This window comes from Acidovorax sp. FHTAMBA (assembly GCF_038958875.1).
In the GTDB taxonomy this organism is placed as follows: domain Bacteria; phylum Pseudomonadota; class Gammaproteobacteria; order Burkholderiales; family Burkholderiaceae_C; genus Acidovorax.
Genome location: NZ_CP152407.1, coordinates 3364800 through 3379945 on the forward strand (window position 1 = coordinate 3364800; position 15146 = coordinate 3379945).

The following is a 15146-nucleotide window of genomic DNA, read 5'->3' on the forward strand; positions in this document are numbered from 1 at the left end:
TTACGCCTTGGCAAAGGTGTCGCGCAGGGCGCGCACTTCGTCGTGGTTGCGCTGGGCGCCCTGGGCCTGGCGTTCCACCATCGCACGCACATCCGCAGGCATGGGGGTCTTGAGCGCCTTGCGGTAGCGCGCCACGGCAGCGTCTTCGCCACGCTCGCACTCTTCCAGCACAGCCTTGTCGTCACGCACCGACAGCGCCGACTTCACCGAGACCCAGCCGCGGTGCAACGCACCGGCCACCGTGCCGCCCGACGCAGGCTCGCCACCCAGGCGTCGCACTTCGTGCTCCAGCTCGCTGGCGGCGGAGGCGCATTCCTGGGCGTGGCGCTGGAAAATGCCCTTGAGCTGCACCGAATCGGCGTGCTCTGCGCAAGAAGTAAAACCGTATTCGCCGTCGCGCGCAGATTCGAGCAAGTCGTTCAGCGCATCGACCACATCCGCGTTGTCGATAACGCCCAGTGCGCGCTCGTTGTCGACGATGCGATTCTGGGCGCGGTCCCAGGCGGCACGGGCTGCGGGGCGCGCATCCGTCCAGGGCAGACCGGCGGCGTGGCGGGCGCGCCAGTCGTCGGCCAGGCGAGGCTCGACGTCGTCAAACTCGCCCTCATAGCGGCCCACCGACGACCAGCCCAGTTCATAAGCCGGACGGTATTCGTCATAGGTGCGGCCGCCGACGTAGTAGGGTTCACGCTGGTAGCTTTCGCGCCAGTACGCATCTTCTTCGGTGGGGTTCACAGCCTCGGCCGCCGCCTTACCCGCCAGGCCGCCTGCCACCGCGCCGACCACGCCACCGATGGCAGCGCCCACCGGCCCGCCAACGGCACCTGCTGCAGCGCCGGCAGCGGCTCCGCCCAGTGCCGCACCCATGCCGGTACCGACGGGGTGGGCACCAGGTTCATTGGTCAAAGGGTCACGGTTGGCATCGTTGAAATCCGACATATTGCTCTCCGGTTGGTTGAAAGTGCCTTCATTGTTGAAGTCACAACCAGACCGGGAGGTCGGTGCAGGGAGGCCGTGGGCGTAGGACACGAGCCAGCGCCGAGCATCGCGAAACAGGAACCACACCGCCGCACACGCGACGTGCCTGGCAGATCCAAACGCTACAAATTAAATAGCAAGAGGCGCTTATTCCACAAGCGCAAACGCTGTTTTACACATCATCAGGCGCATCCAGGCCCAGCTCCTGAATCTTGCGCGTGATGGTGTTGCGCCCGATGCCCAGCCGCTGCGCAGCCTCCATGCGCCGCCCATGTGTTGCCGACAGGGCCGTGCGAATGAGGCGTGACTCGAACCGCCGCGTCAACGCGTCCCACACCTCCGGCTGCCCCCCTGCGAGCAGCTTTTGCGCCTCGGATTCCAGCGCGTGCTCCCAGCTCTGCACCACCGCTGAGCCCGCGGGGGCCGCGGCACTGCCTGCCTCCGCCCCGGTCCAGGCCATTGCTGCCGTGACGGGCGAAGCGGTAGGGCCAGCCTCTGAAACCGCTGCCCCAACAGGCGCCGGGGAATGGACGCCGCCCACCCATTCCGGCGCCTTGGGCGTGGCGGCGGCGGGCACGGCCGACGCGGGCGCAGCTGGCTCCGCATGCCCCACCCGTGCGGGCGGCTGGTAAACCGGGGCTTCCAGCACTTCCGGCGGCAGGTCCTGCAGCGAAATGACCTGGGCCGGTGCCATCACCGTGAGCCAGTGGCAAATGTTCTCCAGCTGGCGCACGTTGCCCGGGAAAGCAAACTGCTCCAGCCGCGCCAGCGCCGAGTCCGCAATGCGCTTGGGCTCCACGCCCAGCTGCCGGGCGCTTTGCTGCAGGAAATAGCGGGTGAGCACCGGCACGTCTTCGTGGCGCTCGCGCAATGCAGGCAGGCGCAGGCGGATGACGTTGAGGCGGTGAAACAAGTCCTCGCGGAACCCGCCCTCCTTCACGCGCTTTTCCAGGTCCTGGTGGGTGGCTGCGATCACGCGCACATGGGCCTTCACCGCCGCGTGGCCGCCCACCCGGTAAAACTGGCCGTCCGACAGCACGCGCAAGAGGCGCGTCTGCAAGTCAAACGGCATGTCGCCGATTTCATCGAGGAACAGCGTGCCGCCCTCGGCCTGCTCGAAGCGGCCTCGCCGCTGCGTCTGCGCGCCGGTGAAGGCGCCGCGCTCGTGGCCGAAAAGTTCGCTCTCCAGCAGATCCTTGGGGATGGCCGCCGTGTTGATGGCAACAAAGGGGCCATCTGCCACCGGCGAGTGCTTGTGCAGCGCGCGCGCCACCAGTTCCTTGCCCGAGCCCGACTCGCCGGTGATGAGCACGGTGACCTGGCTCTGGCTCAGGCGGCCGATGGCACGGAACACGTCCTGCATGGCGGGGGCCTGGCCCAACATCTCGGGGGTCTCGGTCTGGCGCTCTTCCGTGACTTCCTCGCGCTGGCTTTCTTCCACCGCACGGCGGATGAGCTCCACCGCCTTGGGCAGGTCAAACGGCTTGGGAAGGTATTCGAAAGCGCCGCGCTGAAAGGCCGACACGGCGCTGTCGAGGTCGGAGTACGCCGTCATGATGATGACGGGCAGGCCGGGCTGCAATTCGCGGACTTTTTCCAGCAGTTGCAGGCCCGAGCCCCCGGGCATGCGAATGTCGCTCACCAGCACCTGGGGGCCTTGGCGGGCCGGGTCGCCCGGGGCGAGGTCGACGAGCGCGTCGAGCACCTCGCGGGGGTGCGTGAAACTGCGGGTGGGCAGGTTCTCGCGGGCCAGCGCCTTTTCAAGGACGAAGCGGATCGAGGGGTCGTCGTCTACTAACCAGATCGGCTTCATGTGTTTTCTTACCTTCCCTGTGGTTGCTTGTCAGGGACCATGTGCGCGTGTTTAAGGCAGCGGGATCAGGATGCGGAAATCGGTGCGACCCGGTACGCTGTCGCATTCGATCAACCCATGATGGCGCTGCACGAAGGTTTGTGCCAACGTGAGCCCCAGCCCTGACCCGCCGTCCCGACCCGATACCAAGGGGTAAAAAATACGCTCCTTGATCGCGTCGGGCACGCCCGGTCCGTTGTCGATGACATGCAATTCCAGTGCCAGCCGATAGCGCTGGCGACCAAACGTTACCTGTCTCGCCACACGGGTGCGCAGCGTGATCGTCGCATCGCCCTCTGCGATGCGCTCGGTCAGCGCCTGGGCTGCGTTCTGCACAATGTTCAGCAGCGCCTGGATGAGCTGGGCGCGGTCGCCACGGAACTCGGGGATCGAGGTGTCGTAGTCGCGCAGCACCTTCAGGCCCTGCGGGTATTCCACCAGCACCAGGGAGCGAACACGCTCGCACACTTCATGGATATTGACATCACCCACCAGGTGGGGGTGGCGGTGCGGTGCGAGCAGCCGGTCCACCAGGCTTTGCAGGCGGTCGGCTTCGTGAATGATGACCTGGGTGTACTCGGTCAGCTCGCGGCTTTCAAGCTCCATCTCCAGCAGCTGCGCGGCGCCGCGAATTCCACCCAGCGGGTTCTTGATCTCGTGGGCCAGGTTGCGGATCAGCTCCTTGTTGGCCTGGGCCTGGTCGAGCAGGCGCTCCTCGCGGTCCTGCCGGGCCTGCTGCTCCAGCGGCCACAGCTCCACCAGGATTTCTCCCACCTGTTCGGCATCCGCCACGCTCACATGCACGGGCACCGGGTCCTGGTGCAGGCGCTTCAGGCTGGCTTCATAGCGCAATGCGGCAAAGTCCTTGCCGCGCGCACCCGCCAGCGCTGTCTGCAACAGCGCGGGATCGGTGAAGAAGGTAGAGAAGTCCACGCCCTCCAGCGTGCGCCGCGAAAGGCCCAGGGCGTTCTCGAGGGCGGCGTTGGCAAACTGCACGGCGCCGTCAGCGCGCAATACCGCCACTAGCGTGGACATGAGGTCGAGGGAGTTGAAGCGGCCAGCGCCGCTGGCAGGAGCTTCCGGGGTGGGAGAGGATGTCAAAAGCGCGCCAGCCAGGAGGGGTATCTGTATCAGTTCGCCGGCAGGCGCGCGATTTCCCGCTTGATGCCGGCGATGTCGCTCTCGCTGCGGGCTACGCTGGCCTTGAGCTCGGCCGTGCGCTCCAGGTAGCGCTGCGGATTGCGCAGATCCAGTGCGTTGCGCTCCGGGGCACCGTTGTTGTATTCCTTGACCAGCTCGGCGTGGCGCGTCTCGGCCTTGCGCAACTCGGATTCAAGAATGGCGCGCGCATCCGCATCGCGGGCCTTCTGGTCGTTGGTGTTGACACGGGGTGCGGATGGCGGCGACGCGGGTGCCGCTGTGCCACCACCCGCTGCTGGCGCAGCGGCCGCAGCCGGGCGGCTGCCCTGGACCACCGTGACGTTGCCGCCCTCCACCAGCTTGCAGCCGCGCTCCCTGGCCTGCTGGGCGTTGTTGGTGTATTCGTTGCCACAACGGTAGATGCGGTCTTGCGCCCATGCGGCGGGGGCCGTCGCGGCAATCATTAACAAAGTGGTGATGAGCGTTTTCTTCATTCGGTTTCCTGGCACTGCCCTGCAGGGGTTCAGGGGAGTATCCCCCAATCGTCACACATCGCCAATGCAACACCAGCGCCCCCCGGCAGGGCTTTGTAGACGGATGCGACAACGGTCCCATTGGTTCCACCTCGACGACAGCGCGTGCTGCGCACCATGAAAAAAGGCGGCCAAGGCCGCCTTTTGGAGGGCAAGCGCCTGCGGACAGGCGATTACAGCGAGTAATACATGTCGTATTCCACAGGGTGCACCGACATGCGAAAGCGCGTCACTTCACCCATCTTCAGGTCAATGTAGGCGTCGATCATGCTGTCGGAGAACACACCCCCCTTGGTCAGGAAGCCGCGGTCCTTGTCCAGTGCCTCCAGGGCCTGGTCCAGGCTGTGGCACACGGTAGGCACCAGCTTGTCTTCTTCGGGGGGCAGATGGTACAGATCCTTGGTGGCGGCTTCGCCAGGATGGATCTTGTTTTCCACGCCGTCCAGACCGGCCATCAGCAGTGCCGCAAAGCCCAGGTAGGGGTTCATCAGCGGATCGGGGAAGCGGGCTTCCACGCGGCGGCCCTTGGGGTTGGCCACGTAAGGGATGCGGATCGAGGCAGAACGGTTCTTGGCCGAGTAGGCCAGCTTCACCGGGGCTTCGAAGTGGGGCACCAGGCGCTTGTAGCTGTTGGTACCGGGGTTGGTGATGGCATTGAGGGCACGGGCGTGCTTGATGATGCCGCCGATGTAGTACAGGGCGAAGTCGCTCAGGCCGGCATAGCCGTCGCCAGCGAACAGGTTCTTGCCATCCTTCCATACCGACTGGTGCACGTGCATGCCCGAACCGTTGTCGCCGTGGTAGGGCTTGGGCATGAACGTTGCCGTCTTGCCGTAGGCGTTGGCCACGTTATGGATGACGTACTTTTGCAGCATGGTCCAGTCTGCGCGCTCTACCAGCGTGCTGAACTTGGTACCGATTTCGTTCTGGCCAGCGCCCGCCACTTCGTGGTGGAACACTTCGACCGGAATGCCCAGGGATTCGAGGATCAGCGACATCTCAGCGCGCATGTCCTGCGTGCTGTCCACAGGTGGCACGGGGAAATAACCACCCTTGACCGTGGGACGGTGCCCACGGTTGCCACCTTCGAGCTTGGCGCCTGTGTTCCAGGGTGCTTCGTACTCTTCAATTTCGTAGAAGGTGTTGTTGGGCTCCGTGCTCCAGCGCACACCGTCAAAGATGAAGAATTCTGGCTCGGGGCCGAAGAAGGCGGTATCACCCAGACCGGAAGCCTTCAGGTACGCTTCGGCGCGCTTGGCCACCGAGCGCGGATCACGGTCATACGCCTTGCCATCGCTGGGTTCGATCACGTCGCAGGTCAGGATCAGCGTGGTTTCTTCAAAGAACGGATCGATGTTGGCGGAGCTTGGATCGGGGATCAGTTGCATGTCGGAGGCTTCAATACCCTTCCAGCCAGCGATCGACGAGCCGTCGAACGCATGGCCCGAAATGAACTTGTCTTCGTCAAAGTGCGAGACGGGCACCGTGGTGTGGTGCTGCTTGCCACGGGTATCGGTAAAGCGGAAGTCCACGAACTTGACTTCGTTTTCCTTCACCATCTTCATCACGTCTGCAACGGTCTTGGCCATCAGGTTCTCCTGGGTAAAGCGCTTGTTGAAAAAAGAGTTTGTAGAGACAAAAGCAGTTTGCGTGCCAGCTGGGTGCAAGAGCCGCACTATGTAGGAGCACAGTGGAGTTCAGGTTAGCTGCGCGCACCACACATCGCACCAATAGAGTGCATGGGGTGAGGAAAAACTGAGTCTCACATTTCCCGCACCAATTCCGGGCCCAAGTTTGCACCAAACTCGTGCAGCCCGGTTTTCAGCGCCGTCCACGCCGCCGGCACCAACGCTGCAGGCCCCTTGACGCCCAACTCAATGTGCCGCCCATGTTGCGGGTGATCCACACTGGGCAGGCTGAAAACCCGGATGCCGGGATGGGACAGCTCAATACGCTCCATGAGGGGTGTCAATGCAGCCTCCATGGCAGCATATACCACCACCGAATGCTCGGTTTGGGGCGTGCGGTTGAAGAAAGACGCGTAGTGATGGTCCAGCACCCATTCCACCATCGGCCAGGCCATGACGGGAAAGCCGGGCAGGAAATGCACGGACCCACCCCCACTCCCTTGGGAACTGAAGCCCGGAATCTTGTTGTACGGGTTGGGAATGATTTGCGCGCCTTCCGGAAACATCCCCATGTTGAGCCGGTGGACGTTGTCCGGCCGGTCGGGTTCATACGCCACACCCTGCTCGCGCGCAACGTCCTGCATGCGTTCACGGATCAGGGATTCAGCCTCGGGGTGCAATGCCAGCCCCCGACCCAGTGCGCGCGCTGCGCATTGGCGGGTGTGGTCATCAGGGGTGGCGCCAATGCCGCCGCACGAGAACACCACATCGCCCGACGCGAACGCGCGCTCCAGCGTGGCGGTAATGCGATCCGGGTTGTCTCCCACATAGTCGGCATAGTCCAGCGAAAGGCCGCGCGCAGACAGCAGTTCGATGACTTTGGGCATGTGTTTGTCAGAGCGCTTGCCCGAGAGGATCTCGTCGCCCACGATGATCAGGCCGAAGGAGGGGTTCATGGTGCAGAGGCAGGGGTGGAGGAAGCTTCGGGGGCCGCAAGCGCTGCAGGGGGCGTGAGCCCGGTCATAGCCACGGGTTCGGCCTGTGACGCGCGCGGGGCAGGCTCCGCAGTGGTTGACGTTGCGTTGGGCCCGGTACCGGTTTCTTCACGCAAACGTTGAAGGGCGGCAAGGCAATAGTGGCTGAACCACAGCGACGAGAATGCAAAAACCAGGGTGTAAATCCAGATCGCAAGAGGCACCAGCACGAAGAACGCGGCTGCAAACACCACGCCAGAAGCCCAGACGATGCTGGGCGCGGCCCCCAAGTAGCCACTCAGAATCCCAATCCCCAGCAAGCTGCTGCGGTGGCGGCGGAAAATCTCCTGCCGCTCGTCCTTGCTTGCGTGCTCGGCCAGCGCATCAAACACCATCACACGGTAGGTCAGCCAACCCCAGATCAGGGGAGGCAGGATGAGCACCAGCGGGGGCACCAGCCAAAGGGGTACCGACACCACCAGGGCAATCAGTGCGAGCACGGTGGAACTGAGCGACCAGGCCACGCTGGCAACGAAAGAACCACCCTTCTTGCGCTCGAGCGTCGGGAACCGCCGGTCCGCCACCAGCGCCACCAGGGCGGGTGTCATAAGCACCGCAACCACCAGCAGCGAGACCACGACCAACGCCGGAGCCACCGCCAACACCACCATCAGGGGCGCAACCACCGAGGTGACATCACCAAGCCCCCACCCCTGAAGCCAGCTCCAGAAACTGGCGAGGAACGGCGATGCATCCAGCAGCGTGCGCATGCCCTGCACCGCGCCGTCCCAATACAAATAGCCCAGGCCCAGCGCCAGCCCCACCATCAGCAGCAATGGCAAAACGGACAGCGCCATGACGCGCGGGCGCATGCAGTAGGCAGCGGCACGCCAGAAAGAATCAAGCAGGAGTCCCATGCCGACAAGCATACCTGCTTGACTGCGCGGAGGGTCTTTCAGGCCCTGCCCACCAGCCGCAGCACGCCCCGCCACTGCTGCGACCAAAACCCCCGGCCATAGTCGCGCAAACGCCCGTCGGGCCCCGGTTCCACCTGATCGCGCACGCCCGTGGGATCAAAACGCAGTTCGAAGTTGGCGGTGCGCATCAGCATGTCCCACCAGGGGAGCAATACGCCGAAGTTGTGCCCGCCCAGCACCACGCGGTGTCTGGCGTCTTGCGCAGGGGCCGCCCTCTCCGACAAGGGTTTCATGGTCTCGTGGCCAATGCCGATGCTGTGGTGCAGGCGGTGAAAACGCGGGCTGATCCACAACCGCTCACCCCAGCGCCCAAACCACAGGCGCACATTGGCGTGCTGGAAGCTCTCGCTGAGCTGCGTGATGGCCACGATGGCAATGAACTGCCCCGGTGCCACGCCAATGAGCTGCGCCACCACCACCAGGATGGTGTCGCGCAGCACATCGTCCAGCAGATGATTGCGGTTGTCACTCCACATGGTCATCTGGCGCTGCGCATGGTGCAAGGAATGCAGGCGCCACCACCATGCAAAATGGTGCTGCCCCCGGTGAATCCAGTAATCCACGAAGTCAAACACCACCAGGTACAGCAGCAGGCTCACCCAGGGCACATCGGTCACCCCGGGCCAGAGGCCGTCCAGCTGGAAGGTGCTGATTCCAGCCACCCGCAGCGTACCGAAGAGGGAATCCATCAACGGATCCACGGCCAGGAAGAGGCCAAGGCGAAACAGACCCAGCCGATGGATCAGCGTGTACAGGATGTCCGTGCGAATCGTTGCACGGTCAGTCACCGGCTCCACCGGCCTCCAACGCTGCAAGGGGCCAATCACAGCCACGATCACCAGCAGCTGCAACAGGCCCACCAGCACCCACCCAGCGGCCTTGTAGCCGTTTTCGAGCTGGCTGCCCAGGCCAACGGCGAACATCACCGGCTGCAATACGCTCTCGAAAAGCCATTGCTGCGCCACATCGAACCCGTCACCCAGCCAACCCATTGCTTCATGCTCCGTCTGAATGCCCATCACACACGCCCATCACGCACACCCATGCTCCGGGCGACCTGCACATCCTGGTGTCGTTCAACACCCCGTCAGCGGGCCACCCAAGCCGCGTAATCGGGATGCTCTCGCAGCGTGCGAAAGCAGAATCCGCGCTCCTTCAATCCGGCGATCAGGGGCTCCAGCACTGCAGGTGCCCACGGGTCTTTGCGGGACCAGATCCCCAGGTGCGCGAGCAGGATGTCCCCACTGCGCACATCCCGCAAAGCCTTGTTCAGCAGCGCCGTGTTGCTGGCCTTCTCGCTGGGCAATTCATCGCCCAGGAATCCCGCGGATGACCACCCCACATGCGCGTACCCGCATGCACGGGCGCTCGCCAGCAGCTGCGTGGAGGTCTTTCCGCCTGGTGCGCGAAACAGCGGCAGGGGATCTTTGCCCGTCACCTGCTTCAAGCGGTCGGAGGCCCGAGCGATCTCGGCGCAGTACCTGGCGGCGGTCAGCACAAATTCCTGCCCCGCACGCGGCCCGGCAGAAGGCCGTACGCGAAAGGACGGCGCATGAACCTCCCCAACGTCCGCGCGCCAGTAGGTGTGGTTCCAGGTGTGGGATGCAAATTCGTGCCCTTCTGCGGCCCGGGCCCGCCACCAGGACGCCCAGTGCTCCCCCAAACTGCCATCGCCTTCCTGGGTCCGCTCGTTGGCAGCAAAAAAAGTCACGCGTACCTGCTGACGCGCCAGCACATCGGCCACCAGCGGCGCGACAGCCATGTGGCCGGTGTCGAACGTCAGATAGAGCGGTTTTTTACAGTCATTTTCAGCCTCAGCGCTTGATACAAAAGCGCCGACAGCTATAAATATGATAGCAAAAGAGATTACCCGCCCCGGCTCCCGGCCATGCGCAGCCGCCCGCACACCAGGACCCGTCAGCGGGGCGCGTGCTGCAGCGTCCATACGCCATGGGGGGATTTGCCGACCGTCACCTGTCGCACGACCTTCCTGGCCACCGTATCCACCACAGAAAGCTTGCGCGCCCAGCGGGAACTCACATAGATGAAGCGACCATCCGCCGAAACCTCCATGCAGTCAGGCCCGCCGGGTACCGGGTATGCATCGACCACATCCTGAGTGGTCATATCGATCTTGCTGATGGTGTTGGCCACCCGGTTGCTCACATACAGGTGGCGTCCATCCCCCGCTGCGCGAAAGGCATGTGCACCGTTTCCCGTCTTGATTTTCTTGATGCTCACGGGCTCTCGCCCCGATACATCGAACACTTCCACGCTGTCGCCACCGGTCAGGCCGACAAAAAGACGCTTGTCATCGGCGCTGCCATACAAGTCCGCCGGCATCGCACCAGTCCGGGTACGCCATTTAATCTTCTGCGTCGCGATATCGATGGCCACAAGCTCATCGCTGTCCTGCATGGTGGAATACACCGTGGTACTGCGGCTGTCGATCCACAAGTGGCTAGGCGTTCGCGAGGTGGCCACCCGCTGGACGAGCGTCAGCTCGCTGCCATCCCAGCGGTAGAAGTCCACGTGATTGAGACGGTTGGCTGCGGTGATGAACCATTTCATGTCCGGAGAAAACCGCAGGTGGTAAGGGTCCACAATCCCCCGCATGGTCCGCTGGACCTGGGCGGTACGCGGGTCGAGAAATGTCAGCGTATCGGCCAAAGCATTGGCCACGATGATGGATTTCTCGTCCGGGGTAAGGTACAGGTGGTGAGGCTCTTTGCCGGTCGGAATGCGCGCAGTTTCCGTCCAGGTCGCCGGGTCGATGACACTGACGCTGGCCTCCAGGGAGTTCAACACAAACAGTGGAGGCGCGGCTGCAGTTACCCACCCTATCGAGACCCACAGCCAAGCCACGACAGCGCACATGCGCGCAAACCGGAAAATCTTCACAGAGCCACTTTCAGTACAGGCTGAGAGTGTAGCTGTGCGGCAGGCAGTTACGTCGGCGTAACAGTGCGGGCGCCAAACACGCGGGTCTGGCTCCTCACGCTGTGCGGGTCAGCAAACCGAGCTCATCCTGATCCAGCCATTTCCACCCTCCGGGCGCGAGAGTGGCAGGTAACTCCAAGGCACCTATCCGGGATCGGTGCAGGCGTTCTACGCGATTCCCAACCGCAGCAAGCATGCGCTTGACCTGGTGATACTTGCCTTCGGTGAGGGTGAGGTCCACTTGATGGCTCGCAGTCTGCTCGCATGCCGCCGCCTTCACCGGCTGCGGATCGTCGTCCAGCACCACCCCCGCCAACAAGCGAGATATTTGCTCCTCGTCCACCGGATGCTTGGTGGTGACCTGGTACACCTTCGGCACGTGTTTTTTGGGAGAACTCATTCGGTGAATGAACTGCCCGTCATCGCTCAACAACAGGAGTCCGGTGGTGTCCTGGTCCAGTCGCCCCACGGCCTGAACTCCTTGTACGGCACTTTTGGACGGCCGCTGACGCAATGGAGGCGGCAGGAGGGTGTAGATGCTCGGGTACGTGGACGGCTTCTGCGAGCATTCCGTGCCGGCCGGCTTGTGAAGCAATATGTAAGCTTTGGAGTGATATGGCCATTCAACACCCTGCACGCGGAGCAGCAATCCCTCGGGTTCAAAATCAGCCGCAGCATTCGTACAAACCGCATGTTCGGCGTCCCCAGGGGCCGTACCGTTGCGCACAGAGACCCAGCCTTGCTGAATCAGCCCCGCGCAGACACGACGGGTGCCAAAACCTTGGGAATACAAGATGTCTTGCAATTGCATGAGCAGTACTCGCTGTAGTGTGCGAAGGAATTAATTCTCACCCCCAAAGCAAAAAACCCCAGTCTTTCGTAGACTGGGGTTTTTTGGGCTGTAAGAGCCTGACGATGACCTACTTTCACACGGGAACCCGCACTATCATCGGCGCAAAGTCGTTTCACTGTCCTGTTCGGGATGGGAAGGAGTGGTACCAACTTGCTATGGTCATCAGGCATAAAGGGTTGCTGATCTGCTGTTTGAGGCAGATCGGCGAATTCATAGAGTCTGGAATCAGATTTTGTGTATTTTGACTGCGTCTAACTTGGCATAACAGACTTTGAGCTTCACGCTGAGAGCGTGTCGGCTATCAAAGTTATAGGGTCAAGCCGCACGAGCAATTAGTACTGGTTAGCTTAACGCATTACTGCGCTTCCACACCCAGCCTATCAACGTCCTGGTCTTGAACGACTCTTTAGGGGGCTCAAGGCCCCGGCAGATCTCATCTTGAAACGAGTTTCCCGCTTAGATGCTTTCAGCGGTTATCTCTTCCACACTTAGCTACTCGGCAATGCCACTGGCGTGACAACCGATACACCAGAGGTGTGTCCACTCCGGTCCTCTCGTACTAGGAGCAGGCTTCCTCAAATCTGCAGCGCCCACGGAAGATAGGGACCAAACTGTCTCACGACGTTTTAAACCCAGCTCACGTACCTCTTTAAATGGCGAACAGCCATACCCTTGGGACCGGCTACAGCCCCAGGATGAGATGAGCCGACATCGAGGTGCCAAACACCGCCGTCGATATGAACTCTTGGGCGGTATCAGCCTGTTATCCCCAGAGTACCTTTTATCCGTTGAGCGATGGCCCTTCCATACAGAACCACCGGATCACTATGTCCTGCTTTCGCATCTGCTCGACTTGTCAGTCTCGCAGTTAAGCACGCTTATGCCATTGCACTATCGTCACGATGTCCGACCGTAACTAGCGTACCTTCGAACTCCTCCGTTACGCTTTGGGAGGAGACCGCCCCAGTCAAACTGCCTACCATGCACTGTCCCCGATCCAGATAATGGACCTAGGTTAGAACCTCAAACACACCAGGGTGGTATTTCAACGTTGGCTCCATGAGAACTAGCGTCCTCACTTCAAAGCCTCCCACCTATCCTACACAGATCTGTTCAAAGTCCAATACAAAGCTACAGTAAAGGTTCATGGGGTCTTTCCGTCTTTCCGCGGGGAGATTGCATCATCACAAACATTTCAACTTCGCTGAGTCTCAGGAGGAGACAGTGTGGCCATCGTTACGCCATTCGTGCAGGTCGGAACTTACCCGACAAGGAATTTCGCTACCTTAGGACCGTTATAGTTACGGCCGCCGTTTACTGGGACTTCAATCAAGAGCTTGCACCCCATCATTTAATCTTCCAGCACCGGGCAGGCGTCACACCCTATACGTCCACTTTCGTGTTTGCAGAGTGCTGTGTTTTTATTAAACAGTCGCAGCCACCGATTTTTTGCAACCCCTTTGGGCTTCCTCTGTACGAGTTCACCTACTTGGGGCATACCTTCTCCCGAAGTTACGGTATCAATTTGCCGAGTTCCTTCTCCTGAGTTCTCTCAAGCGCCTTAGAATACTCATCTCGCGCACCAGTGTCGGTTTGCGGTACGGTCGTCAATAGCTGAAGCTTAGTGGCTTTTCCTGGAAGCAGGGTATCACTCACTTCGTCTGCAAGCAGACTCGTTATCACCCCTCATCTAAGCCCGGCGGATTTGCCTACCAGGCACGACTACAGGCTTGAACCAACATATCCAACAGTTGGCTGAGCTAACCTTCTCCGTCCCCACATCGCACTATTGATCGGTACAGGAATATTGACCTGTTTCCCATCAGCTACGCATCTCTGCCTCGCCTTAGGGGCCGACTCACTCTACGCCGATGAACGTTGCGTAGAAAACCTTGCGCTTACGGCGAGGGGGCTTTTCACCCCCTTTAACGCTACTCATGTCAGCATTCGCACTTCTGATACCTCCAGCATCCGTTACCAGACACCTTCACAGGCCTACAGAACGCTCTCCTACCACTTGCAATAACTTGCAAATCCGCAGCTTCGGTAACTGGCTTAGCCCCGTTACATCTTCCGCGCAGGACGACTCGATCAGTGAGCTATTACGCTTTCTTTAAATGATGGCTGCTTCTAAGCCAACATCCTGACTGTTTTAGCCTTCCCACTTCGTTTCCCACTTAGCCAATTTTAGGGACCTTAGCTGGCGGTCTGGGTTGTTTCCCTCTTGAGTCCGGACGTTAGCACCCGGTGCTCTGTCTCCCAAGCTGTACTCTGCGGTATTCGGAGTTTGCATAGGTTTGGTAAGTCGCCATGACCCCCTAGCCTAAACAGTGCTCTACCCCCGCAGGTAATACTTGAGGCACTACCTAAATAGTTTTCGGAGAGAACCAGCTATTTCCAAGTTTGTTTAGCCTTTCACCCCTATCCACAGCTCATCCCCTAGTTTTGCAACACTAGTGGGTTCGGACCTCCAGTACCTGTTACGGCACCTTCATCCTGGCCATGGATAGATCACTTGGTTTCGGGTCTACACCCAGCGACTGATTCGCCCTATTCGGACTCGATTTCTCTACGGCTTCCCTATTCGGTTAACCTTGCCACTGAATGTAAGTCGCTGACCCATTATACAAAAGGTACGCAGTCACCCTTGCGGGCTCCTACTTTTTGTAAGCATGCGGTTTCAGGATCTATTTCACTCCCCTCCCGGGGTTCTTTTCGCCTTTCCCTCACGGTACTGGTTCACTATCGGTCGATTACGAGTATTTAGCCTTGGAGGATGGTCCCCCCATATTCAGACAGGATTTCTCGTGTCCCGCCCTACTTTTCTCCAGCTTAGTACCACACGTCTGTTTTCGCATACAGGGCTATCACCTGCTATGGCCGGACTTTCCATTCCGTTTTGCTAACAGTCGTGCTATCACTAGAAGGCTCTTCCGATTTCGCTCGCCACTACTTTCGGAATCTCGGTTGATGTCTTTTCCTCGAGCTACTGAGATGTTTCAGTTCACCCGGTTCGCCTCGCATGACTATGTATTCATCATGCGATACCTCTTGCGAGGTGGGTTTCCCCATTCAGAAATCTCCGGATCAAAGCTTATTTGCCAGCTCCCCGAAGCTTATCGCAGGCTATCACGTCTTTCGTCGCCTGTAATCGCCAAGGCATCCACCACATGCTCTTAGTCACTTGACCCTATAACTTTGACATCTCTTTCAAGATATCGCCATCATCTCAAGGACTTGTCAGGTCTTTCACCTGACGCGTTATGCCGTA

Annotated in this window: 11 protein-coding genes and 2 rRNA genes; all 13 read right to left on the reverse strand. The window is 60.7% G+C overall.

Annotation, left to right across the window (positions count from 1 at the left end; translation table 11 throughout):
• On the reverse strand, positions 1 to 939 hold the full coding sequence (locus tag AAFF19_RS15770; protein ID WP_182118402.1) for a PA2169 family four-helix-bundle protein: 939 nt from the start codon (positions 937 to 939) through the stop codon (positions 1 to 3).
• Positions 940 to 1150: 211 nt separating this feature from the next.
• On the reverse strand, positions 1151 to 2791 hold the full coding sequence (gene ntrC, locus AAFF19_RS15775) for a nitrogen regulation protein NR(I) (protein ID WP_182118401.1): 1641 nt from the start codon (positions 2789 to 2791) through the stop codon (positions 1151 to 1153).
• Positions 2792 to 2842: 51 nt separating this feature from the next.
• Positions 2843 to 3865 carry a nitrogen regulation protein NR(II) gene (gene glnL / locus AAFF19_RS15780; RefSeq protein ID WP_008903624.1) on the reverse strand — a complete coding sequence of 341 codons (1023 nt, stop codon included), beginning with the start codon at positions 3863 to 3865 and terminating at the stop codon, positions 2843 to 2845.
• Between the two features lie 95 nt (positions 3866 to 3960).
• Positions 3961 to 4464, reverse strand: a complete 504-nt coding sequence (locus AAFF19_RS15785; RefSeq protein WP_008903625.1) for a hypothetical protein — start codon at positions 4462 to 4464, stop codon at positions 3961 to 3963.
• 212 nt (positions 4465 to 4676) lie between these two features.
• Positions 4677 to 6092: a type I glutamate--ammonia ligase gene (gene glnA / locus AAFF19_RS15790; protein WP_008903626.1), complete on the reverse strand. Its 1416-nt coding sequence runs from the start codon at positions 6090 to 6092 to the stop codon at positions 4677 to 4679.
• A 173-nt stretch (positions 6093 to 6265) separates the two neighbouring features.
• Complete coding sequence (locus AAFF19_RS15795) at positions 6266 to 7087, reverse strand: molybdopterin-binding protein (RefSeq protein ID WP_342720532.1); 822 nt, start codon at positions 7085 to 7087, stop codon at positions 6266 to 6268.
• Positions 7084 to 8022 (reverse strand): EI24 domain-containing protein, encoded by a 939-nt coding sequence (locus tag AAFF19_RS15800; RefSeq protein ID WP_342720533.1) that lies wholly within the window; start codon positions 8020 to 8022, stop codon positions 7084 to 7086. The genes AAFF19_RS15795 and AAFF19_RS15800 overlap by 4 nt, the downstream gene beginning before the upstream one ends.
• Before the next feature lie 38 nt (positions 8023 to 8060).
• Positions 8061 to 9074 carry a sterol desaturase family protein gene (locus AAFF19_RS15805; protein ID WP_342720534.1) on the reverse strand — a complete coding sequence of 338 codons (1014 nt, stop codon included), beginning with the start codon at positions 9072 to 9074 and terminating at the stop codon, positions 8061 to 8063.
• Positions 9075 to 9169: 95 nt separating this feature from the next.
• A complete protein-coding gene (locus AAFF19_RS15810) occupies positions 9170 to 9937 on the reverse strand; it encodes a polysaccharide deacetylase family protein (protein WP_246330737.1) in 768 nt (255 codons plus the stop codon).
• A gap of 62 nt (positions 9938 to 9999) precedes the next feature.
• Positions 10000 to 10959 (reverse strand): beta-propeller fold lactonase family protein, encoded by a 960-nt coding sequence (locus AAFF19_RS15815; RefSeq protein ID WP_342721865.1) that lies wholly within the window; start codon positions 10957 to 10959, stop codon positions 10000 to 10002.
• A 118-nt stretch (positions 10960 to 11077) separates the two neighbouring features.
• Complete coding sequence (locus tag AAFF19_RS15820; RefSeq protein ID WP_342720535.1) at positions 11078 to 11833, reverse strand: 16S rRNA pseudouridine(516) synthase; 756 nt, start codon at positions 11831 to 11833, stop codon at positions 11078 to 11080.
• A 96-nt stretch (positions 11834 to 11929) separates the two neighbouring features.
• Positions 11930 to 12042: ribosomal RNA gene (rrf, locus tag AAFF19_RS15825) — 5S ribosomal RNA — on the reverse strand.
• A 144-nt stretch (positions 12043 to 12186) separates the two neighbouring features.
• Positions 12187 to 15065, reverse strand: a 23S ribosomal RNA gene (locus AAFF19_RS15830).
• Positions 15066 to 15146: the final 81 nt, after the last annotated feature.